Genomic DNA, 21,271 nt, shown 5'->3' on the forward strand with positions numbered 1-21,271 from the left:
CCGGGCCCGACCCACAGGTGACGAGCGGGTGACCAGGCGGACAAAACGCCAAGGTGTGAGCGGGCGTCGGATAGCGTGTGGAAGGTGGCCAGATCAATGCGGGCGACCGGCGGCAGGGCCCGACTGCGCCGGGTCGCCCTGATCGGCATCGACGGTTCGGGCAAGACGACCCAGGCGTACCGGCTCGCCGCCGCGCTCACCTCGGCCGGGCGACCGGCCACCTACCACCGCAACGCCGGGGGCCGACGCTGGCTCGGCCGGGTCGCCAACCGGCTGGGGGTCCCCGACGCGCAGCGCCTTGTCGGACGCAACGGGGTGCTCGCGGTGGAGTCCGTACTGCGCTGGCTGGCCATCGCCGCCGCCCTGCTCAGCTGCCTGGTGACCGGCCGCACCGCGGTCATGGACCGCTACTCCGCCTGCCAGTACGCCAGCATCCGGGCGCACGGGGGGCAGCGCTGGGAGCGGCTGGCCCGGGTCGGCTACCGGGTCTTCCCGCCGCCGCAGGTGACCTTCCTGCTCACCGTCGACCCGGCCGAGGCGTACCGGCGGATCGAGCGGCGCGGCACCGACCACGAGACGATGGACTGGTTGCGGGCGGCGGACAGCGCCTACCGCACGCTGCCGGAGTACCCGACCTTCGTGCTGGTCGACGCGGGCGGCCCGCCCGAGGAGGTGACCCGGCGCATCCAGGCCCACCTGGCGCAGTGGCTGCCTGCCGCCGTCGAGCCGCCCGCCGTGCCGCTGGCGGTTCAGGCCCGGCCGTAGACCGGCACCGACGCCCCGCTGGTCGGCGCGGACTCGTCGGAGGCGAGGAAGCGGATCACCGGGGCGATCTCGGCCGGGGTGACCCAGCGGCCGTGGTCGGCGTCCGGCTGGGCGGCCCGGTTCGCCGGGGTGTCGATGACGCTGGGCAGCACCGTGTTGCAGCGCACACCGGACGCCCGGTACTCGACCGCCACCGCGTTGGCGAAGGCGAGCACCGCCGCCTTGGCGGTGACGTAGCCGGCGGCGCCGGGGAAGGGGGCGAGCGCCGCCCGGGCCGACACGCAGACCACCGCGCCGCCGCCGGCCGCGACCAGGTGCGGCAGCGCCGCCCGGGTGACCAGATAGGTGGGGCGCAGGTTGACCGAGAGCATCCGTTCGAACTCCTCGATCCCGGTCTCGTGCACCCGGCCGCCGGCGGCGTACCCGCCGACCAGGTTGACCACGGCGCGCAGCGGCGCGGCCGGGTCGCCGGCGGCGGCCTCGACGGCCCGTTCGGCGCCCTCCGTGGTCATCAGGTCCGCGGCCAGCCGGACCGGGCCCGACCCCGCCGGCGCCGTCGTGGCCGGGCTCTCCCGCCCGGGTACGACCACCCGCCAGCCCGCCTCGACGAAGGCGGCGGTGACCGCCCCGCCGAGTCCGCCCGTCCCACCCGTCACCAGCACGCTGCGTCCCGTCATGCCGCACACCGTAGTCCCGCCCCGCGGCTCCGGTGCTCCTCCGCCGGCCGCGCCGTCGCCGCCACCCCGGTGAGCAGCCGGTTCGACCGGAGCGGACGAGGGGCGGCGGCCCGCGATGATGGCAGGCTGTGGGGGGACGGCGCGGGCGCGGGGGATACTTGGTCGGATCCGCGAGGCATGGTTGACGCTCGGGGCTCATGAAAGTAAGTTTCATCCGTGGCGAAGAGTCCGAAGATTTCTGCGAGTCACGAGTCGGGTGGACTGATCGTCCACATCAGCGGCCTGCTGCCCTCGCTGTCGCCCGCCGAGCAGCGGGTCGCCCGGCTGGTCGTCGCCGACCCGGCCGCCGCCGCGCGACGAACCATCACCGACCTCGCCACGGCCGCCGAGACCTCCGAGGCCACCGTGATCCGGTTCTGCCGGTCGGTCGGCATGGACGGCTACCCGCAGCTGCGCATCCGGCTCGCCGCCGAGGCGGCCCGCCGGGTGGAGCCGCCGGACGCCCGGGTGGTCGGGGGTGACATCCCGCCCGGCGCCGACCTGGCCCAGATCATCGCCACCATCGCGTTCAACGACGCGCGGGCCGTCGAGGAGACCGCCGAGCAGCTCGACCCGGCGATCTGCGAGCAGGTCGTCGAGGCGATAGTCGCCGCCGGCCGGATCGACGTCTACGGGGCCGGCGCGAGCGGCTTCGTCGCCTCCGACTTCCAGCAGAAGCTGCACCGGATCGGCCGCACCTCCTTCTACTTCCCCGACGTGCACACCGCGCTGACCTCGGCTGCGCTGCTCGGCAAGGGCGACGTGGCGTTCGGCATCTCGCACACCGGCACCACCTCGGACGTGATCGAGGTACTGGAGCAGGCCCGGGCCCGGGGCGCGTCGACCGTGGCGCTGACCAACTTCCCCCGCTCGCCGATCACCGAGGTGGCCGACTTCGTGCTCACCACCGCGGCCCGCGAGACGACCTACCGCTCGGGCGCCATGGCCAGTCGCCTCGCCCAGCTCACCGTGGTCGACTGCCTCTTCGTCGGGGTCGCCGCCCGGAACCGGGCGCGGGCCCGCAAGGCACTGGAGGCGACCGCCGAGGCCGTGCTGACGCACCGGGTCGGCCCCGGGCGGAGGCGCTCGTGACCGCCGGTCGGGTGGAGCCGGACGGCGCCGTGGAGCATCGTCGGAGCGGGGACGGCAGCGGTGAGACCGTCGTCGACCTGCGGCCCGTGGTCCGGGTGGGCGCGCCGACCGAGCGGCGCAACCCGCACAGCGCCGACCTCGACCTGATGTCGACCCGGGACGTGCTCACCGTCATCAACGACGCCGACCGGCGGGTCCCGGCGGCGGTCGCCGCGGTCCTCGACGAGATCGCCGCGACGGTCGACCTGGCGGTGACGGCGCTGCGCGGCGGGCACCGGGTGCACTACTTCGGCGCCGGCACCTCCGGCCGGCTGGGCGTGCTCGACGCGGCCGAGCTGGCACCCACCTTCAACTCCCCGCGCGACTGGTTCTGCGCGCACCTGGCCGGCGGCCCGGACGCGATGTGGCGGGCCGTCGAGGACGCCGAGGACGACGACCGCGGTGGCGCGGCCGAGGCGGCCGGCTGCGTACGGCCGGGTGATCTGGTGGTCGGGCTGGCGGCCAGCGGGCGCACCCCGTACGTTCTCGGGGCACTCGCCGCCGCCCGGGCGCAGGGCGCCTCGACGGTGCTGCTCTGCGCGAACCCGGAGGCGGCGGCCGCCGCGACGGTCGACGTGTTCATCGGGGTGGACACCGGACCCGAGGTGGTCACCGGCTCGACCCGGATGAAGGCGGGCACGGCGCAGAAACTGGTGTTGAACACCTTCTCCACGGCGGTGATGGTCCGGCTCGGCCGGGTCTACTCCAACCTCATGATCGACATGGTGGCGACCAACGCCAAGCTCCGGGGCCGGATGATCTCCATCCTGATGGAGGCCACCGGCTGCGCCGAGGAGGTCTGCCGGCGGGCACTGCGCGAGGCCGACGGCGACCTCAAGATCGCCCTGGTCTCGCTGGTCTCCGGCGCCGAGGTGACCGCCGCGCGAGCCGCCCTGGCCCGCGCCTCCCACCAGGTACGCGGCGCGCTCGCCCTGCTCGCCTCCTGATCCTCGTCCGCCCCGGCGGGCCGTACCCCCGCCGGGGTGCTCCGCCCCCGGGGTGGACGTGGGGCGCGGGTGAGACGCGGAACACGTCACCGGGCGGACGCCCAGCGCGCCTCGGATTGTTGTGCAGGGGGCGGGGTAATCGACCTTGCGTGGATGAACCGACCGGCCCACCGGCGCGTATTCAGCAGTGACCAGGGTCGCAGTCGGGCGGTGACGAGCGTCGCTGTGCTCTTGGAAGTCGCGATGGTGCGATTTCCTGCGACGGACGACGTCCCGCCTCCGTCAGCGCGGTCCGTGGCACCGGCGCACCCCGCACCGGCGGGGTGCTGACAGCAAACGTGGACCGCACTTTCAGCTGATACTCAGGCATTCGTGACACTTTCGACTCACGACATGGAATCCCCGACACGTCTCAACTGTTGTGTAGGTGTCAGCACCGACGGGCACAGCAGAGGTTACGGGGGAGGGCTGATGGACGTGGGGATGGCAAGGAACCGGGCAACCGGCGCGAGCGAGGGGACCGTGGGCAACGTGGACAAGAACATCGGCATGCGAACCGACGAGGTCGCCGAGGAGCGTGACCTGGTCGGCGTCTACCTTCACGAGATCTCCCGGACGCCACTGCTGGACGCCGCCAAGGAGGTCGATCTCTCCAAGGCCATCGAGGCCGGCCTCTACGCCGAGCACCTGCTCGGCGAGGACCGCGTCCCCGCCGGTGTCGACCGGGACGACCTGGAGCGCCTCGTCGCCGAGGGCGAGCGGGCCAAGGACCTCTTCATCCGGGCCAACCTGCGGCTGGTCGTCTCCATCGCCCGCCGCTACGTCCGGTCCGGGATGCCCATGCTGGACCTGATCCAGGAGGGCAACACCGGCCTGGTCCGCGCGGTCGAGAAGTTCGACTACGAGCGCGGCTACAAGTTCTCCACCTACGCCACCTGGTGGATCCGTCAGGCCATCAGCCGGGCGATCGCCCAGCAGGAGCGCACCGTGCGGCTGCCCGTGCACCTGGTGGAGGACGTCAACCGGATGCGCAACGTGGCCCGGCAGCTCACCCGTGAGCTGGGCAGCGACCCGGAGCCGGAGCAGATCGCCGCGGCCCTCGGCGTCACCGTCGAGCGGGTCAACGAGCTGCGCCGCTGGTCGCAGGACACCGTCTCGCTGGACACCCCGGTGGGCGACGACGGCGACACCAACCTCGGCGACCTGGTCGCCGACAGCGACGCCCCCTCCCCGGAGGACATCGTCCTCAGCGGGCTGGAGCGGCAGCGCATCGAGGGCCTGCTCAACCACCTCGACGACCGTTCGGCCGGCATCATGCGGGCCCGCTACGGCCTCGAGGACGGTCGGGAGCACTCGCTGACCGAGGTGGCCTCGCGCTTCTCGCTCTCCCGGGAGCGGATCCGCCAGCTGGAGATCCAGGCCCTCGGCCGGCTCCGGGAGCTGGCGCGGGCCGAGGGGCTGCAGGCCGCCTGACCTGGCGGCAATGACGGCGAACGGCCGGCGTCCGATAGGGGGACGCTGGCCGTTCGCCGTACCTGCCGCCGGTCAGCGCACCCGGCCGTAGCCCTGGATGGGCATGATGTCCATGTCCCGCTTGAGCACGTTGCGTCCGGCGCTCGGCGCGTCGATGATCTGACCGCCGCCGACGTAGATGCCCATGTGCCCCAGGCCGCTGTAGAAGACCAGGTCCCCGGGGCGCAGCTCGCCACGGCTGATGTGGCTCACCACACCCCACTGCATCCGGGTGTTGTGCGGCAGGGACCTGCCCGCCGCCCGCCACGCCGCCGAGGTCAGCCCGGAGCAGTCGTACCCGTTCGGCCCGTCGGCGCCCCAGACGTACGGCTTGCCGAGGGCCCCGTACGCGTAGCGCACCGCCACCCCGGCCTGACCGGAGACGGCCGGCGCGTCGTCGGCGGGAGCCGACTTCGGCCTCCGCTTCGGTGCCTCCTCGGTCGCCCGGCCGTACGCCTGCCGGCGCATCTCGTACAGCCGCGACAGGTCCTTCTCGATTCTCTTCCTCGTGTTGGTCATGCTGCGGGCCTGCGCGGCCTCCCGGGCCAGGGTGGCGTCCAGCCGGGACTTCTCGGCGAGCAGCTGCCGCTGCTGCGTCGTGAAGCCGGAGATGCGGGCCTGGCGCTGCCGGGTCAGGTGGTCGAGCGTGCCCAGCCGGTCGGTCAGCGAGGCGGAGCCCGGCTCCAGCAGGGCCCGGGCGGTCCGCAGACCGCCGGTCTTGTAGGCGGTCGAGGCCAGCTCGCCGACGTCCGCGCGACTCTGTGCGGTCTGGGCCTCCAGCGGCCCGATCCTGGCATGGAGCGAGGCCGCGGTGGCCTTGTTCGCCTTGATCTCCTCGTTGAGCTTGTTGTAGGACTCGACGATCCGTTCCAGCTCGGTGGAGGACTTCTCGATCCGCGCGGTGAGCTCGGTGACCGACGGTTCGGCCCGAACCTCCACCGCCGGGGCGATCAACACGGCGGAGAGGCCGGCGACCACGAGCGTGCGCATCAGCAATCGTGAGGACGACAAGAGCGGAAGGCTCCTCTCGCTCGGTCGCCGGAGGGTGCTGACGCCTCCGGCGGCACCGTCAGCGGGGCCATCCGGGTGGATGGCGACGCCCCGTGCCGGCCCGCTCAACCTATCCCGGGACGGGAGTGACGCGCAGTGGAAGCCGGGGCGAATGTTGGCAAAGAGGCAGCTATTGCCGCTGTGCGTGCTGACAACCGGTGATGCTGGCGTGTCGCTCCGTCCGGCGTGTCGAAGGCGAAAGTGGTGAACGCGGCCTTCGCCGGATTCGTCGTTCTCGACGGATGCCGCCATGGATCGGGAGGGAAACGACGGACAAATCCGAAAGGCCGGACGGTTGCCGGCGACGCCCCGACCGCCGCCGCCGCTACCAGGGCCGAAAACCGTCCGGCGGGCTGGCGGACCGGCAACAGAATGGAGCCCGGCACCGGAAATCCCGCCGTACGCAGGACCGTCGCCGGTGGAAGCATCGGCGCCGCCGGCCCTGGGAGGACGCCGTGCAGGCAGAACACTTCGCCCGCGCGCCGCGCTCGGCGCGTCGCACCACGCTGCTCTACGCGCGCCCCGGCATCGTGGTGACCACCGAACGGTTCACCGTCGGCCGGAACACCTTCGCCGTCGCCGACCTCACCCACCTGCGGACCGGCCGGGGGCCGCACGACCGGTCGGCCGTCCGGGCCGTGGTGGTCACCGCCGTCATGATCGGCGGCGCCGGAGTGCTGCTCGGCTTCACCGGCGGGCTGGCACGGCTCACCGCCGGGGCGTACCTGGTGCTGGGGGCGGTCTCGCTGCTGCCGGTGCTGCTGGTGCTCGCCGGCGACCGGTGGCGGCCGCCGGCGTACGAGCTGTGGGGGAGTTGTGGCGGCGTCGAGGTGCTGCTCTTCAGCGCCGACGACGAGCGGCAGCTCGACCAGGTCACGGAGGCGCTGCGCCGGGCCCGCGAGCTGACCCGGTACGACGACGCCGACGACCCGGCCGGCACGGCCACCTACTGGCGGCCGGCGCGCTGAGGACCGCTCAGAGGGCGGCCGGCTCCGGGGTGCGCGGCCGCTCGACCGCCAGGTCCCGGGTCACCCGCCGCTCGGCCACGAACGACACGAACGGCACCGTGCCGGCGAGCATCACCAGCAGCATCCGCTTGAGCGGCCAGTGCACCCGACGGCCCAGGTCGAAGGTGGCGGCCAGGTAGAGCATGTAGAGCCAGCCGTGCGCGGTGCCGACGACCGCCACCACGATCGGCTCGTCGAACGCGTACTTCAGCGGCATGCCGATCAGCACCAGCACGACCAGCGCCACGCCCACGATCCAGGCGATCACGCGGTACCGGGTAAGGGCTCCGCCCACCGTCGTCCGTCCTTCCGCACCGGCCTCAGCCGGGATAGTCACCGGGCTTCGCGCCCGGGTTGGCGTTCAACCATGTCAGGTACCGGTTGTACTCGGCCAGGTCGGCGTCGACCGGCTCGTCGACCGCGGCCGGCACCCGGACGACCCGCACCGGCCGCCGTACCGCGCCGATGGTGCGGGTGGACGCGGCGTCACCGGCCGTGACCACGGCGTCGTCGGCGGTGGCCGGCTCGGCGGCGGCGGCGGCCGGCCCGCGCAGCGTGTGCCGGACCTCACGCCACCAGACGAAGACCACGAAGGCGGCGAAGATCGGCCACTCGACCGCGTACGCCCAGCTGAGCGTGTTGCCCGAGGCGGCGCGGCTGATCTGCCACCAGCCCAGCGCCAGGAATCCGCCCACCAGCACGACCATGGCCACGTGGCGGGCGATCCACGCCGGTGTCCAGAGCCGCTTCATGGCGTCGAGCGTACCGGGCTGGCCCGCCGTCTCCGACACGGTGTCGTAGGCGGGTTTGGTGACACCGGGTGTGGGCATCCGTCTAGACGCGAGCCCAAACGAACCAGGGGGGCGACATGACCGAATCAGTACGGCAGTCCGGTGACGTGAGCCCGGAGCAGCGGGTCACCGAGTGGGACGGCGACGACAGCCGGAGCACCGGCGCGGACGTCGACGGCGAGGTGCTCGGGGTGGACCCGGCGGAGCTGGCCGACGAGGACCTGATCCGGGAGCTGCAGAGCCTGCACCGCACCCGGCTGGACACGCTGCGGCACGCGGCCGACTCCGCGCTCGCCAACCACCTGCGGCGCACCGCCGAGATGGAGACCGAGTACCTGGCGCGGCACCCCGGGCGCGAGGTCGACCCGAGCCGGCTGCGGGACGCCTGATGGCGGCGCGCGCCGAGCAGGGGATGTCGGCCCCGCCCGAGGTGGTGTTCAGCACGGCCACCGACCCCGCCCGGGTGTCCGCGTGGCTGCCCGCGCCGCTGCGCCACGACGGCGACAAGCCGGCGGAGGCCGACGCCGAGCAGCTGCGGGCCCGTTGGGACAGCGGCTCCGGTGACGGCTGGTCCGCCGAGCTGTGGGTCGAACCGGCCGACTCCGGTGGCTCCCTCGCCCGGCTGGAGCTCACCGGCGATGCCGCCGACGGGCTGGCCGACGAGTCCCTGGCCAATCTCGCGCGCGAGGTGGCCGACAACCTGACCGCGGGCTGACGAAGTCCGCCGACCACCATTGCCCGACGACCGAGGAGACCAGGGTGCCCGAGAGTGGCCTGAAGCAGAAGGTGGCGCGGCTGCGCCAGGCGTACGCGCCGCACGAGTACCGGCCGCTGGGCGGCTACCTGGCGGCGATGGGGACGTACGCCGGGGTGACCGCCTCCATCGTCACGCTGGTGAGGGCGACCGGGCGACCGGTGCCCGACCGGCCGGCCCCCGCCGACGTGGTGCTGCTCTCCATCGCCACCCACAAGCTGAGCCGGCTGCTCTCCAAGGACGCCATCACCAGCCCGCTGCGCGCGCCGTTCACCCGCTACGACCACCCGATCGGCAGCGGCGAGGTGATGGAGCAGGTCCGTGATCAGGGCAGCTCCACCCGGCACGCCATCGGCGAGCTGCTCAGCTGCCCGTTCTGCCTCGCCGTCTGGGTGGCCACCGGCCTGACCAGCGGCCTGGTCCTGGCGCCGCGGCTGACCCGCCTGGTGGCCACCGCGTTGACCGCGGTCGCCGCCTCCGACTTCCTCCAGATGGGCTACGCGGTCGCCCAGCAGGCGGCCGAGCGGGGACACCACGACGAGAAGTGAACCGGACGACGAACGGGGCCGGCGGACGTCGTCCGCCGGCCCCGCTTCGCGTCGTCCGACCTCAGGTCGGGGTGGTGCCGTGGTCCTCGCCGGCCCAGCCGCGCGCCGCCTCCGGCTCCCGTTCGCCCTCGTCCTCGCCCGTGACCACGTCCCGGTCGACCGCGGTGCGGTCGTGCTCGTTGGCGAAGTCCGGCTCGGGAAGGGTGTCCCGGCCCTCGGGGGGCTGACCCAGGGCGGGCAGCGCCTCGTCCTCGTGGTCCCTGTGCTGCGTCATGCCCTCGTCCTCTCGGTCGTCCTCGGGCACCCGCTGGCCGGCGCGCTCACGTCGCCGACCCGCCGAGCGCGTCGGCCGCCTCGTCCACGGAGTACTCGCCCTGGGGGAGTGCCTCGATCCGCGCGAGCAGCGCCGCCGGGAGCTGCGCGGCGATCGCCCGCCGGTGGATGTCCGCCTGGCTGATCCGTTCCTGGCCGCGGTAGATGTCGTCGAGCAGCTCGTCGAGCTGCCGGGTGTCGACCTCGTCGGTCACGGGTGCCTCATCGCTCACCCCGCCCACCTACCCCGGCCCGAAACGGTCAAACTTCCCGTCAGGCGGGGGTGGGCAGGGTCGCCCGGCGGGTGCGGACGGCGGCGGCCAGGTGCGCCAGCACCTCGGCGGTGGTGTCCCAGCCGATGCAGGCGTCCGTGACCGAGCGGCCGTAGGTCAGCTCCCGGGTCGGGTCCAGGTCCTGCCGGCCCTCGAGCAGGAAGCTCTCCAGCATGATCCCCACGATGCCGCGCTGACCTGCGGCGAGCTGACCCGCCACGTCGGCCGCGACGAGGGGCTGGTTGCGGTGGTCCTTGCCGCTGTTGGCGTGGCTGGCGTCGACCACCAGGCGCTCCGGCAGGCCGGCGGCCCGCAGCAGGTCCAGTGCGCCGGCGACCGACTCCGCGTCGTAGTTCGGCCGGCCCCCACCGCCGCGCAGCACCAGGTGCCCGTCGGCGTTGCCCCGGGTGTGCATGATCGCCGGGGTGCCGGAGACGTCGATGCCGGGGAAGACGTGCGGCACGCCGGCCGCCCGGATCGCGTCGACCGCGGTGCCGATGCTGCCGTCGGGGCGGTTCTTCATGCCGATCGGCATGGACAGGCCGGAGGCGAGCTGGCGGTGCACCTGGCTCTCCACCGTGCGGGCGCCGATCGCGCCCCAGGCCACCGTGTCGGCGATGTACTGCGGGGTGATCGGGTCGAGGAACTCGCAGCCCACCGGCAGGCCGAGGCGCAGGACGTCGAGCAGGAGCGCGCGGGCGGTGCGGAGGCCGGCGTTCACGTCGCCGGAGCCGTCCAGCGCCGGGTCGTTGATCAGGCCCTTCCAGCCCACCGTCGAGCGCGGCTTCTCGAAGTAGACCCGCATCACCACCAGCAGGTCCTCGGCGTGCCGGGCGGCGGCCTCCCGCAGCCGGTGCGCGTAGTCGAGGGCGGCGGCCGGGTCGTGCACCGAGCACGGCCCCACCACCACCAGCAGGCGGTCGTCGGCGCGGTCCAGCACCTGGCCGACCGCGCGCCGGCCGGCCAGCACGGCCGAGGCGAGCGGGGCGTCCAACGGCAGCTCGTGCAGGAGCAGGGCGGGCGTGGTCAACGGCACGACGCGGTCGATGCGCTGATCGATGACCGCGCCGGTCTCCGGGGTCGTCACGGTGGGCTTTCCTTCCGCCGACCGTGCCCCGGGGCCGGTGCCCGGGTCGAGCCGGCTGCTCGAATGCAGAAGGCAGGAGCGTTCAGCTCCTGCCCGGCCGGCTCGAAACGCGGTGACGTCAGCTCATGGTGAGGTCACCGGCATCGCAGCCGGCTGCCTAAACCATCGATACGCACGCGTCACGTCGGTCAGCGTACCCGACCGGACGCCGGTGGCTCACCCGGTCGTCCCGAAAGGCTCGCCTGGATTTCACCTCCGTCGATGCCTCCGGCGGTAACTTCATCGCCACACACCGCACCCCCGGAGGTATCCGATGGACCGTCGTACCGTCCTGCGCGCCACCGTCGCCGGTGGAGCCGCCGCCTTCGCCGGCAGCCTCTGGTCCGGCGCGGCGCTGGCCGCCCCCGCCCAACCCGGCCCCGGCCCGTACGGGCCGCTCGGCGCCGCCGACGCGCGCGGCATCCAGCTGCCCGCCGGGTTCACCAGCCGGATCGTCGCCCGGTCCCGGCAGGCCGTGGCCGGGACGTCGTACACCTGGCACGACGCGCCCGACGGCGGCGCCTGCTTCACCGCCGGCACCGGCTGGATCTACGTCTCCAACTCGGAGATCTCCGCCACCGGGGGCGCCTCGGCGGTCCGGTTCAACGCCGACGGGAGCGTCGCCTCGGCGTACCGGATCCTGTCGAACACCAACCGCAACTGCGCCGGCGGCGCGACGCCCTGGGGGACCTGGCTCTCCGGGGAGGAGGTCAACCTGGGGTACGTCTACGAGACGTACCCGCAGGGCGGCAGGGCCGGGGTGCGGCGGGCCGCGATGGGCCGGTTCACCCACGAGGCCGCCGCCTGTGACCCCGACCGCAAGGTGATCTACCTGACCGAGGACGAGAGCAGCGGCTGCTTCTACCGGTTCCGCCCCACCGTCTGGGGCGACCTGTCCAGCGGCACCCTGGAGGTGCTGGTCGCCGGCACCGCCACCAGCGGCCCGGTGAGCTGGGCCCGGGTCCCCGACCCGGACGGCTCCCCGACCTACACCCGCAACCAGGTCTCCGGGGCGAAGCGGTTCAACGGCGGCGAGGGCTGCTGGTACGCCGACGGCACCTGCTGGTTCACCACCAAGGGCGACAACCGGGTCTGGGCGTACGACGCGGTCAACCAGCGGATCGACCTGGCGTACGACGACTCGCTGGTGGTCGGCGGCGGCGCCCCGCTGACCGGGGTGGACAACATCACCGGCTCCCGCTCCGGCGACCTGTACGTCGCCGAGGACGGCGGCAACATGGAAATCGTCCTGATCACCCCGGACGAGGTGGTCACGCCCTTCCTCAGGATCAACGGGCAGTCCTCTTCGGAGATCACCGGCCCGGCCTTCTCCCCGGACGGCACCCGGTTCTACTTCTCCTCCCAGCGCGGCACCTCCGGCTCCTCCTCCGGTGGGATCACCTACGAGGTGCGCGGCCCGTTCCGCTGAGCGAACCGTCCGCCGGGCCGGTCCCTCCCGCCCGGCGTAGGCGGGTGGGGGGCGGGGTACAAGGCGCGACATGAGTCACGAGCAGAGCGACCAGGAGCGGGTGGAGTCCCGTGCCCACCTGCTGCCCGAGGAGGCGGCGGTCGGCAGCGACGACCCGCAGGCCCAGGCCGACGCCATCCTCAACGAGTCCGACATCCGGGAGGAGGACCGCAACGCCGCCCCCGACACGGTGCTGGAGCACCGCACCTCCGATCAGACGGCGACCCCGGTCGAGCCCCCCGACTGAACCGACGCGCCCCGGCCCCGGCGGGACCCCCGGTAGGAGTGCTCGCGCAGCCAGGTGAGCGGCCCCACCGCCCGCAGGCCCGGCGGCAGGTTCCCCACCGGGTCGAAGGCGAGCGCGGCGTCCGTCCGGGCGTCCAACTGATCGCCGAGGGTGAGCTGGCCGACCGGGCGCCACGGGCCGACGGCGGACGCGACCGCGAGCACCAGCCGCGGCGCGTCCGCCCGTGTCGCGCCGGTCAGCTCGGCCAGGCCCCGGCCCAGGTCGGGCGAGTCCGGGTCGGCCAGCGCGGCCAGCCAGAGCCGCCGGGCTCCGGCCCGGTACGACATGATCGTGCTGTACGTCCCGGTGAAGCCTCGGCGGGGCAGCGGCAGATTCCGCAGCACCGGGGCCGCGCCGCTGGAGCTGGCCAGCAGGTCGAACGCGCGCCCCTCGGGCAGGTGCAGCCGCACCGCCAGGCCGAGGACGTCCGGCCAGCGGCCCGGGGTGGGCACCCCCTTGGAGAGCCGGACGGTGGCCCGGTGCCGCCCGGGCAGGTCGAGCAGGTCCACGCCGGTCGGGGGTCCGGGCGTACCCCAGATCATCACCTCGGCGGCGAACGAGCGGCCCGCCGGATGCAGCAGCCGGGCCCCCCGCCAACGGGCGAGTGCGGCGGCCGTGCCGGCGACGGCGACGGCCGCCGCGGCGGTGCAGGGGGTGGGCATGCCCCCACCGGTACCCCGCGCCGCGCGGTCGATGCCCCCCGGACCCGGCTCGCCGGGGCCCACACGTCACCTTTGCGCTCGGGAGATCGGATAGCGTCGGGTCATGCCCGAGAGCGGTTACCCCTGGCCCATCGAGACGACCCGACTGGACAACGGCCTGCGCGTGGTGGTGAGTGAGGACCGGACCGCCCCGGCGGTCGCGGTCAACCTCTGGTACGACGTGGGCTCCCGGCACGAACCGGAGGGGCAGACCGGGTTCGCCCACCTCTTCGAGCACCTGATGTTCGAGGGCTCGATCAACGTCGCCAAGACCGAGCACATGAAGCTGATCCAGGGGGCCGGCGGCTCGCTCAACGCCACCACCAACCCGGACCGGACGAACTACTTCGAGACGGTGCCCGCCGAGCACCTGGAGCTGGCGCTCTGGCTGGAGGCCGACCGGATGGGCGGCCTGGTGCCGGCGCTCACCCAGGCGACGCTGGACAACCAGCGCGACGTGGTCAAGAACGAGCGGCGGCAGCGCTACGAGAACGTCCCGTACGGCGACGCCTGGCTCCGGCTGCTCCCGCTGCTCTATCCGCCGGGGCACCCGTACCACCACGCGACGATCGGCTCGATGGCCGACCTGAACGCCGCCGACCTGGCCACCTTCCAGGCGTTCCACGCGACGTACTACGCGCCGAACAACGCCGTGCTCACCGTCGTCGGCGACGCCTCGGCCGCCGAGGTCTTCGCGCTGGCCGACAAGTACTTCGGCGCGCTGCCCGCCCGCGCGGACATCCCCGCCGCGCCGGACGGCCGGACCGTCCCGGCGACCGCCACGGCCGCCGTCGAGACGGTCACCGCCGACGTGCCGGCCCCCCGGGTGTACGTCGCCCACCGCACCCATCCGTTCGGCACCCCCGGGTACGACGTGGCGACCGTGCTCGCCGCCGTGCTCGGCAGCGGCCGGGGCAGCCGCCTCTACCAACGCCTCGCCGACGGGGAACGGATCGCCCAGCCGGATCTCGTCGGGGCGTACGGGGTGGACCTGGCCCACGCCCCGGCCCCGCTGATCGCCACCGCCACCGCCCGTCCCGGGGTGACCGCCGAGCGGCTCACCGCCGGCGTCGCCGAGGTGATGGACGAACTGGCCACCGTGCCGGTCACCCACGCCGAACTGGACCGCGCCAAGGCGCTGCTCAGCACGTCGTGGTGGCGACAGATGTCCACCGTGGACGGCCGGGCGGACACCCTCGGCCGCTACGCCACCCAGTTCGGCGACCCGGCGAAGGCCGCCGAGCGGCTGCCCGCCTGGCTGGCGGTGACCGCCGAGCAGATCGCCGAGCTCGCCACCGAGGTGCTCGGCGCCGGTGACCGGGCGACCCTGACCTACGTGCCGGAGGAGACCTCATGACGCTGATCACCGCCCGTCCCGGACCGGGCACCGCCCGCCCGTACCGGTTCCCGACGGTGGTCCGCCGGGACGTCGCCGGCGGCAGGGTGGTCGCCGCGCACCTGCCGGGGCAGAACCTCGCCGTCGCGCTGCTGCTGCTCGACGCTGGCGCCGGCCGCGAGCCGGTGGGCAAGGAGGGGCTCGGCGCGGTGCTGGCCAAGGCGCTGGAGGAGGGCACCGCGCAGCGGGACGCCACCGCGTACGCGCTGGCGGTGGAGGGGCTCGGCACCGAGCTGGTGACCGGGCTGGACTGGGACTCCTTCCAGGTCAGCGTCCAGGTGCCGGTGGACCGGTTGAGCGCCGCGGTGGAGCTGCTCGCCGAGGCGGTGCGCACACCCCGGCTGGACCCGGACGACGTGCGGCGGGTCCGCGACGACGAGGCCACCGCGCTGCGGATGGACTGGGCCAACCCGGGCCCCCGGGCCGACGCGGTGCTCCGCGCCGACCTGTTCGGCGTCGACAACCGCTGGGGCCGCCCCATGTACGGCGACCCGGACTCGGTGGCCGGCCTCGACGTCGAGGACGTCACCGTCTTCCACTCCGAGTGGTTCATCCGCCCCGGGACGCTCATCGTCGCCGGTGACCTGGACCGGCTCGACCTGGACGCGCTCGGCGCGGCGGTGTTCGCCGGCACCGGTGGCGGCCCGGTCGAGCGGGGCGGCCCGATCGAGGTCCCGTCCCGCCCCGGGCGGCGGATCATCCTGGTCGACCGGCCCGGCTCGGTGCAGTCGACGCTGCGGCTGGGGCACCCGTCCCCGCACCGCGCGCACCCGGACCACGTGCCGATGACGCTGGCCGGCACGGTGCTCGGCGGCGCCTTCACCTCCCGGCTCAACCACCTCATCCGTGAGGTGCGCGGCTACACGTACGGCATCCGGGGCGACTTCGCCTCCTCCCGCCGGTTCGGCCGGTTCGCGGTCAGCTCCGGGGTGCAGACGGCGGTGACCGCGCCGGCGCTGGTCGAGGCGGTCGGGGAGATCACCCGTACCCGGGACGACGGGGTGACGGAGGACGAGCTGGCGGTGGCCCGCTTCTGGCGGGCCGGCCAGCTCTCGGTGGAGCTGCAGAGCCCCCGGGCGATCGCCTCGGCGTTGACCACCCTGGTGGTGCACGACCTGCCGGACGACTACCACGCCCAGCTGCGCGAGGCGCTGCTCGCCACCGACGTGGCGCAGGTCTCCGCGGCGGCCGCCGCGCACCTGCACCCGGAGGCGCTGACCCTGGTGGTGGAGGGTGACGCGGCGACGATCCGGGACGAACTCACCGCGACCGGTCTCGGTGAGGTGACCGACGCCACGCCCTGATCGGGGCGAATCCGGTCCGGGCGGTGGGAAAGCATTCCCGCCCGGACCGGCGGCGTGGGTAGCCTCGCGGGCATGAGGATCGGCATTGTGGGGGCCACCGGCCAGGTCGGTGGCGTGATGCGGCAGGTGCTGGCGGAGCGCGAGTTCCCGGCGGAGCAGGTGCGGTTGTTCGCCTCCGCCCGGTCGGCCGGGCGGAACCTGCCCTGGCGGGACGGCGAGGTGACGGTCGAGGACGCGGCCACCGCCGACTACTCCGGGCTCGACATCGTGCTCTTCTCCGCGGGCAAGGGCACCGCGAAGGAGCTCGCCCCCCGGGTCGCCGCCGCCGGCGCGGTGGTGATCGACAACTCGTCCGCGTTCCGGATGGACCCGGAGGTGCCGCTGGTCGTCGCCGAGGTCAACCCGCACGCCGCCGCCGACCGCCCGAAGGGCATCATCGCCAACCCGAACTGCACCACGATGGCCGCGATGCCGGTGCTGCGCCCGCTGCACGAGGAGGCGGAGCTGGTCAGCCTGGTCGTCTCGACCTACCAGGCGGTCTCCGGGGCCGGCCTGGCCGGCGTCGCCGAGCTGGACGAGCAGGTCCGGAAGGTCGCCGAGGACGCCACCGGGCTCGCCTTCGACGGCGCCGCGGTCGAGTTCCCGGCGCCGCGCTCCTTCGCCCGGCCGATCGCGTTCAACGTGCTCCCGCTCGCCGGCTCGATCGTCGACGACGGCTCGTTCGAGACCGACGAGGAGCAGAAGCTCCGCAACGAGAGCCGCAAGATCCTGGAGATCCCCGGCCTGAAGGTCTCCGGCACCTGCGTACGGGTGCCCGTCTTCACCGGCCACTCGCTCCAGATCAACGCCCGTTTCGCCCGGCCGATCACCCCGGCCCGGGCCCGCGAGCTGCTCGACGGCGCGCCGGGCGTGGCCCTGTCCGACGTGCCCACCCCGCTGGAGGCGGCCGGCCAGGACCCGACGTACGTCGGCCGGATCCGCGCCGACGAGACCGTCGAGCACGGGCTGGCGCTCTTCTGCGCCAACGACAACCTGCGCAAGGGCGCCGCGCTCAACGCGGTGCAGCTCGCCGAACTGGTCGCCGCCGGCCTCCGCTGACCGCCGCCCGCCCGTCTCCCCGTCGACTCCGGCGGGGAGACGGGCGGTCGCGTCACCGCAGCCGCACGCCGGTCGGATCTTCACGCGTCCGACCCGCCGATCGCCGTCGGATGCGGTGGGATGGAGACCGGTACGACGAGCCGACGCGGAGGCACCATGGCGGACGAGAAGACCCAGCAGGCCCTCACCGACCTCATCGCCAGCCGGTGGCTGGGAGTGCTGGTGACCATCAAACGGGACGGGCGGCCGCAGCTGTCCAACGTGGTCTACTCCTTCGACCGGGAGCGTGGGCTGATCCGGGTGTCGGTGACCGAGGGGCGGGCCAAGACCGCCAACCTGCGTCGTGACCCGCGCGCCAGCTTCCACGTCAGCAGCGACGACGGCTGGGCGTACGCGGTGGCGGAGGCGCGGGCCGAGCTGACCCCGGTCGCGCGGCGGGCGGACGATGCGACCGTGGAGGAACTGATCGGGCTCTACCGGACGGTGCAGGGCGAACACCCCGACTGGGACGACTTCCGGGCCGCCATGGTCGCCGAGGAGCGGCTCGTGCTGCGCCTGCACGTCGAGCGGATCTACGGCATGCCCCCGCACCGGTGACCGTGCGTTACCTGTCCGGGAGCGGCGGGTAGACGGCGGTGCCGACACCGAGAGGGGAGCACCATGACAACGGTCGGAGAGTTCATGACGACCCGGTTGGTGACGATGGACGGCAGCGACACGCTCACCGCCGCGGCTCAGGAGATGCGTGACAGCGCGATCGGCGACGTGGTGGTGACCGACGGCGACAACGTGGTCGGCATCGTGACGGACCGGGACATCACGGTCCGGGGCGTTGCCGCGAACATGGACCCGAACACCACCCAGCTCAACGCGATCACCAGCAAGGACGTGGTCACGGTCAGCCAGTACGACGACGCCGTCGCGGCAGCCGACCTGATGCGCACCTACGCCGTACGCCGGTTGCCGGTGATCGACGACGGGCGGCTGGTCGGGCTGGTGTCGATGGGTGACCTGGCGGTCGAGCGGGAGCCCCAGTCGGTGCTCGCCGACATCAGCGCCGACGATCCCAACAACTGACGTCCGCCGTGGACACCCGACGCCGGTCCCCGTACGCGGGGGCCGGCGTCGCGCGTTCCGGCTCGCTGCGACTCACCCGGTCCGGGCGAGGTTGAGCGCGCACCGGACGGGGATCCCCTCACGTACGTCGTACATGCGCTGATCGACGGGGGAGAGGACCGGATGGTGGATGCGACCACGAAGTTCTTCGAGGACCTCGACGGACGGGGGTACGAGCCGCTGCTGGAGAAGACCTCCGGGACCCTGCGTTTCGACCTGCACGAGGGCGCGCAGACCACTCACTGGCTGCTCCGGATCGACCGGGGACGGCTCCACGTCAGCCAGGAGGACCAGGAGGCGGACAGCGTCATCCAGACCAGTCCGAAGCTCTTCGAGGACCTCGCCACCGGCCGGGAGCACGGCCTGGCCGCGCTGCTGCGGGGGGACATGACGGTGACCGGCGACCCCCGGCTGGTGGTCCAGGTGGAACGGATCTTCCCCAGCCCACCGGACACCCAGGGGCCGCGTCGGCACTACCGCAGGGAGGTGCACTGATGGGGGCGAGTGACACCATCCGGATCCTCGACGGCAACACCTTCGTCGTCTCGCAGGACACCGGGGACATCGAGTCGACGCCGAGCGAGCCGACCGGCCTCTTCTCCATCGACACCCGGTTCCTCTCCCACTGGGTGCTGACCGTCAACGGCGAGCGGCTCAACGCCCTCTCCTACGACGACCTGCAGTACTACGAGGCGCGGTTCTTCCTGGTGCCGGGGATGGCCACCCACTACATCGACGCCAAGCTCTCGGTCATCCGGGAACGCGCGGTGGGCGGCAGCTTCCGGGAGACGCTGACCATCCTCAACCACGACGAGAAGGCGGTGGACCTGGAGATCCGGATGGACGCCGGCTCCGACTTCGCCGACCTGTTCCAGGTCAAGGACGAGATCGTCAACAAGAAGGGCGAGATCTACACCGAGGTCGAGCCCGACCGGCTGCGGCTGGGCTACCGGCGGGGCAACTTCCGGCGGGAGACGGTGATCTCTTCGGCCGGCCCGGCCCGGTACGACAAGAACGGTTTCACGTACACCGTGCACCTGGAGCCCAACGGCCAGTGGGACACCGAGATCGACGTGCAGACCCACGCGGTCGGCCCGGGCGGACGCGACCTGCGGATGGGGCTGCGGGCGCACGGCACCGAACGGCTCGCCCTCCAGCACGACCTGGAGGAGTGGATCGCCAGGGCGCCCAAGGTGAACACCGAGCACGAACAGTTGGCGTCCACCTACAAGCGCAGCCTGATCGACCTCGCGGCGCTGCGCTTCTCGCCACTGTCGCTCGGCGGCCAGGCCCTGCCCGCGGCCGGCCTGCCCTGGTTCATGACCATGTTCGGCCGGGACAGCATCCTGACCTGCCTCCAGGTGCTCCCCTTCGTGCCCGACCTCTCCAAGACCACGCTGCGGATCCTGGCCGCGTTGCAGGGCACCCGGTTCGACGACTTCCGGGACGAGGATCCGGGCCGGATCCTGCACGAGATGCGCTACGGCGAGACGGCCGCTTTCGAGGAGCAACCACACTCGCCGTACTACGGCTCGGTGGACGCCACCCCGCTCTTCGTGGTCCTGCTCGACGAGTACGAGAAGTGGAGCGGGGACGTCGCCCTGGTCAAGGAGTTGGAGCGGGAGTGCCGCGCCGCGCTCAGGTGGATCGACGACTACGCCGACCTGGCCGGCAACGGCTACATCTGGTACGAGCGGCGCAACAGCGACACCGGCCTGGAGAACCAGTGCTGGAAGGACTCCTGGGACTCGATCTCGTACCGGGACGGCACCCTGCCGCCGTTCCCGCGGGCCACCTGCGAGGTGCAGGGCTACGCGTACGACGCGAAGGTGCGCGCCGCCCGGCTGGCCCGGGAGTTCTGGGGCGACCCCGGCTACGCCGACCAGTTGGAGCGCGAGGCGGCGCAGCTGAAGGAGCGGTTCAACCGGGACTTCTGGGTCGAGGACGGCGAGTACTACGCCCTCGCCCTGGACCCGGACGGCCGGCAGTGCGGAACGCTCAGCTCCAACATCGGGCATCTGCTCTGGAGCGGCATCGTCGACGACGACCGGGCGGAGAGGATCGCCGACCATCTGGTCGGTCCCCGGCTCTTCTCCGGCTGGGGCGTACGCACCCTCGCCGAGGGGGAGGTCCGGTACAACCCGATCGGCTACCACAACGGCACGATCTGGCCCTTCGACAACTCCTTCATCGCCTGGGGTCTGCGCCGGTACGGCTTCGCCGAGCACGCCGCCACGATCGCCAACGGCATCCTCGACGCGGCGACCTTCTTCCAGGGGCGGCTGCCGGAGGCCTTCGGCGGCTACCGGCGCGAGCTGACCAAGTTCCCGGTGGAGTACCCGACGGCGTGCAGCCCGCAGGCCTGGTCGACGGGCACCCCGCTGCTGCTGCTGCGGACCATGCTCGGACTGGAGCCGCACGAGGGGCACCTGGCGGTCGACCCGATGCTGCCGATGGGCATGGGGCGCATCGAGGTGCTGGACATCCCGGGGCGCTGGGGTCGGGTCGACGCCTTCGCCCGGGGGCGGCTGGACCTGCAGAACCTCGGCGATTGAGCTCACGTCGCCTGCTTCCCCGCGACCCTCACGGGTGGTGGGGAAGCAGGCAGAACTCGTTGCCCTCCGGGTCGGCGCAGACCGTCCAGCCGGGCAGTTCCCGGACCACCGTCGCGCCGGCCTCCAGCACCGCGGCCCGTTCCTCGGCGTCGCCGACCAGGTCGAGGTGGATCCGGCCGGGCCCGGGCTGCTCGCCGGTCGCGGTGACCGGGGCGATCCACAGGTCCGGCCGGTGCCGGTGCGGGTCGCGCAGCAGCACCGCCTCGTCCGGGGCGAGCGATCGGTCGGCGAGCTTCCGCTCGTCCTCCGGCGCCACCGGCAGCCCCGCGGCCAGACTCCAGAACGGGGCCAGCAGGTACGGGTCACGGCAGTGGATCACGATCGCGTGCAGCTCGGGCATGCCCTGACGGTAGTAC

General features: G+C 73.2%; 26 protein-coding genes. 17 read left to right on the forward strand and 9 right to left on the reverse strand.

Annotated features, from left to right (window positions below; all coding sequences use genetic code 11):
• Positions 1–96 precede the first annotated feature (96 nt).
• Positions 97–765, forward strand: coding sequence for a dTMP kinase (locus V6U79_RS12705; protein ID WP_442933769.1), 669 nt, complete (start codon positions 97–99; stop codon positions 763–765).
• On the opposite strand, the gene V6U79_RS12710 is transcribed toward V6U79_RS12705, so the two are convergent.
• The gene (locus tag V6U79_RS12710) at positions 750–1,442 is read right to left on the reverse strand and encodes an SDR family NAD(P)-dependent oxidoreductase (protein WP_334614765.1); all 693 of its coding nucleotides are present in this window, start codon (positions 1,440–1,442) and stop codon (positions 750–752) included. The two genes, V6U79_RS12705 and V6U79_RS12710, sit on opposite strands and share 16 nt — an antisense overlap.
• Before the next feature lie 216 nt (positions 1,443–1,658).
• On the opposite strand from V6U79_RS12710, the gene V6U79_RS12715 reads away from it, so the two are divergent.
• The 3 genes from V6U79_RS12715 to V6U79_RS12725 all read left to right on the forward strand — a co-directional run bounded on the left by V6U79_RS12715 (position 1,659) and on the right by V6U79_RS12725 (position 5,032).
• Positions 1,659–2,573: a MurR/RpiR family transcriptional regulator gene (locus tag V6U79_RS12715; RefSeq protein ID WP_334614766.1), complete on the forward strand. Its 915-nt coding sequence runs from the start codon at positions 1,659–1,661 to the stop codon at positions 2,571–2,573.
• A complete protein-coding gene (gene murQ / locus V6U79_RS12720; RefSeq protein WP_442933319.1) occupies positions 2,570–3,559 on the forward strand; it encodes an N-acetylmuramic acid 6-phosphate etherase in 990 nt (329 codons plus the stop codon). Before V6U79_RS12715 ends, murQ begins: the two co-directional genes overlap by 4 nt.
• Before the next feature lie 483 nt (positions 3,560–4,042).
• Complete coding sequence (locus V6U79_RS12725; protein WP_334525766.1) at positions 4,043–5,032, forward strand: sigma-70 family RNA polymerase sigma factor; 990 nt, start codon at positions 4,043–4,045, stop codon at positions 5,030–5,032.
• A gap of 72 nt (positions 5,033–5,104) precedes the next feature.
• Here V6U79_RS12725 and V6U79_RS12730 read toward each other — a convergent pair whose 3' ends face one another.
• Entirely contained in the window at positions 5,105–6,082 is a 978-nt protein-coding gene (locus V6U79_RS12730; protein ID WP_334614767.1) for a C40 family peptidase, read from the reverse strand.
• A 494-nt stretch (positions 6,083–6,576) separates the two neighbouring features.
• Between V6U79_RS12730 and V6U79_RS12735 the strand changes: the two genes are divergently transcribed.
• A complete protein-coding gene (locus V6U79_RS12735; protein WP_334525760.1) occupies positions 6,577–7,089 on the forward strand; it encodes a DUF6232 family protein in 513 nt (170 codons plus the stop codon).
• A gap of 7 nt (positions 7,090–7,096) precedes the next feature.
• Here the strand turns inward: V6U79_RS12735 and V6U79_RS12740 are convergent, their stop codons facing one another.
• A complete protein-coding gene (locus V6U79_RS12740; RefSeq protein WP_334525757.1) occupies positions 7,097–7,423 on the reverse strand; it encodes a DUF3817 domain-containing protein in 327 nt (108 codons plus the stop codon).
• A 25-nt stretch (positions 7,424–7,448) separates the two neighbouring features.
• Positions 7,449–7,880, reverse strand: a complete 432-nt coding sequence (locus V6U79_RS12745; protein WP_334614821.1) for a hypothetical protein — start codon at positions 7,878–7,880, stop codon at positions 7,449–7,451.
• Between the two features lie 116 nt (positions 7,881–7,996).
• Between V6U79_RS12745 and V6U79_RS12750 the strand changes: the two genes are divergently transcribed.
• The 3 genes from V6U79_RS12750 to V6U79_RS12760 are packed head-to-tail and all read left to right on the forward strand — an operon-like array spanning position 7,997 to position 9,221.
• Positions 7,997–8,308, forward strand: coding sequence for a DUF6158 family protein (locus tag V6U79_RS12750; protein ID WP_334614768.1), 312 nt, complete (start codon positions 7,997–7,999; stop codon positions 8,306–8,308).
• Positions 8,308–8,634, forward strand: a complete 327-nt coding sequence (locus tag V6U79_RS12755; protein WP_334525752.1) for a hypothetical protein — start codon at positions 8,308–8,310, stop codon at positions 8,632–8,634. The genes V6U79_RS12750 and V6U79_RS12755 overlap by 1 nt, the downstream gene beginning before the upstream one ends.
• A 44-nt stretch (positions 8,635–8,678) precedes the next feature.
• On the forward strand, positions 8,679–9,221 hold the full coding sequence (locus tag V6U79_RS12760) for a DUF1360 domain-containing protein (RefSeq protein WP_334525750.1): 543 nt from the start codon (positions 8,679–8,681) through the stop codon (positions 9,219–9,221).
• 61 nt (positions 9,222–9,282) lie between these two features.
• Here the strand turns inward: V6U79_RS12760 and V6U79_RS12765 are convergent, their stop codons facing one another.
• Genes V6U79_RS12765 through V6U79_RS12775 form a run of 3 tightly spaced genes read right to left on the reverse strand, consistent with a single transcriptional unit; the run spans position 9,283 to position 10,892 of the window.
• Complete coding sequence (locus V6U79_RS12765; protein ID WP_334525747.1) at positions 9,283–9,495, reverse strand: hypothetical protein; 213 nt, start codon at positions 9,493–9,495, stop codon at positions 9,283–9,285.
• 46 nt (positions 9,496–9,541) lie between these two features.
• Entirely contained in the window at positions 9,542–9,766 is a 225-nt protein-coding gene (locus V6U79_RS12770) for a hypothetical protein (protein WP_442933318.1), read from the reverse strand.
• Between the two features lie 40 nt (positions 9,767–9,806).
• Positions 9,807–10,892 (reverse strand): 3-deoxy-7-phosphoheptulonate synthase, encoded by a 1,086-nt coding sequence (locus tag V6U79_RS12775; protein ID WP_334614769.1) that lies wholly within the window; start codon positions 10,890–10,892, stop codon positions 9,807–9,809.
• A gap of 313 nt (positions 10,893–11,205) precedes the next feature.
• Here V6U79_RS12775 and V6U79_RS12780 point away from each other — a divergent pair, with 313 nt between their 5' ends.
• Positions 11,206–12,360 (forward strand): alkaline phosphatase PhoX, encoded by a 1,155-nt coding sequence (locus tag V6U79_RS12780; protein ID WP_334525740.1) that lies wholly within the window; start codon positions 11,206–11,208, stop codon positions 12,358–12,360.
• Positions 12,361–12,430: 70 nt separating this feature from the next.
• Positions 12,431–12,646: a hypothetical protein gene (locus V6U79_RS12785; protein WP_334614770.1), complete on the forward strand. Its 216-nt coding sequence runs from the start codon at positions 12,431–12,433 to the stop codon at positions 12,644–12,646.
• Here the strand turns inward: V6U79_RS12785 and V6U79_RS12790 are convergent.
• Positions 12,613–13,347 (reverse strand): phosphodiesterase, encoded by a 735-nt coding sequence (locus tag V6U79_RS12790; protein ID WP_334525734.1) that lies wholly within the window; start codon positions 13,345–13,347, stop codon positions 12,613–12,615. The two genes, V6U79_RS12785 and V6U79_RS12790, sit on opposite strands and share 34 nt — an antisense overlap.
• A 103-nt stretch (positions 13,348–13,450) precedes the next feature.
• Between V6U79_RS12790 and V6U79_RS12795 the strand changes: the two genes are divergently transcribed.
• The 7 genes from V6U79_RS12795 (at position 13,451) to V6U79_RS12825 (ending at position 20,855) form a co-directional block, all read left to right on the forward strand.
• Positions 13,451–14,743, forward strand: a complete 1,293-nt coding sequence (locus tag V6U79_RS12795; RefSeq protein WP_334525732.1) for a M16 family metallopeptidase — start codon at positions 13,451–13,453, stop codon at positions 14,741–14,743.
• Complete coding sequence (locus V6U79_RS12800; protein WP_334614771.1) at positions 14,740–16,086, forward strand: M16 family metallopeptidase; 1,347 nt, start codon at positions 14,740–14,742, stop codon at positions 16,084–16,086. Before V6U79_RS12795 ends, V6U79_RS12800 begins: the two co-directional genes overlap by 4 nt.
• Positions 16,087–16,158: 72 nt before the next feature.
• Positions 16,159–17,184 carry an aspartate-semialdehyde dehydrogenase gene (locus tag V6U79_RS12805; RefSeq protein WP_334614772.1) on the forward strand — a complete coding sequence of 342 codons (1,026 nt, stop codon included), beginning with the start codon at positions 16,159–16,161 and terminating at the stop codon, positions 17,182–17,184.
• A gap of 156 nt (positions 17,185–17,340) precedes the next feature.
• Positions 17,341–17,781, forward strand: coding sequence for a PPOX class F420-dependent oxidoreductase (locus V6U79_RS12810; protein WP_334525723.1), 441 nt, complete (start codon positions 17,341–17,343; stop codon positions 17,779–17,781).
• A 63-nt stretch (positions 17,782–17,844) separates the two neighbouring features.
• Positions 17,845–18,261 carry a CBS domain-containing protein gene (locus V6U79_RS12815; RefSeq protein WP_334525720.1) on the forward strand — a complete coding sequence of 139 codons (417 nt, stop codon included), beginning with the start codon at positions 17,845–17,847 and terminating at the stop codon, positions 18,259–18,261.
• 162 nt (positions 18,262–18,423) lie between these two features.
• The gene (locus tag V6U79_RS12820) at positions 18,424–18,795 is read left to right on the forward strand and encodes an SCP2 sterol-binding domain-containing protein (protein ID WP_334525717.1); all 372 of its coding nucleotides are present in this window, start codon (positions 18,424–18,426) and stop codon (positions 18,793–18,795) included.
• Positions 18,795–20,855, forward strand: a complete 2,061-nt coding sequence (locus tag V6U79_RS12825) for an amylo-alpha-1,6-glucosidase (RefSeq protein WP_334614773.1) — start codon at positions 18,795–18,797, stop codon at positions 20,853–20,855. The genes V6U79_RS12820 and V6U79_RS12825 overlap by 1 nt, the downstream gene beginning before the upstream one ends.
• Before the next feature lie 28 nt (positions 20,856–20,883).
• On the opposite strand, the gene V6U79_RS12830 is transcribed toward V6U79_RS12825, so the two are convergent.
• Positions 20,884–21,255 carry a VOC family protein gene (locus V6U79_RS12830; RefSeq protein WP_334525712.1) on the reverse strand — a complete coding sequence of 124 codons (372 nt, stop codon included), beginning with the start codon at positions 21,253–21,255 and terminating at the stop codon, positions 20,884–20,886.
• Positions 21,256–21,271 lie beyond the last annotated feature (16 nt).

It is taken from the genome of Micromonospora psammae, assembly GCF_036902725.1.
In the GTDB taxonomy this organism is placed as follows: Bacteria; Actinomycetota; Actinomycetes; order Mycobacteriales; family Micromonosporaceae; genus Micromonospora.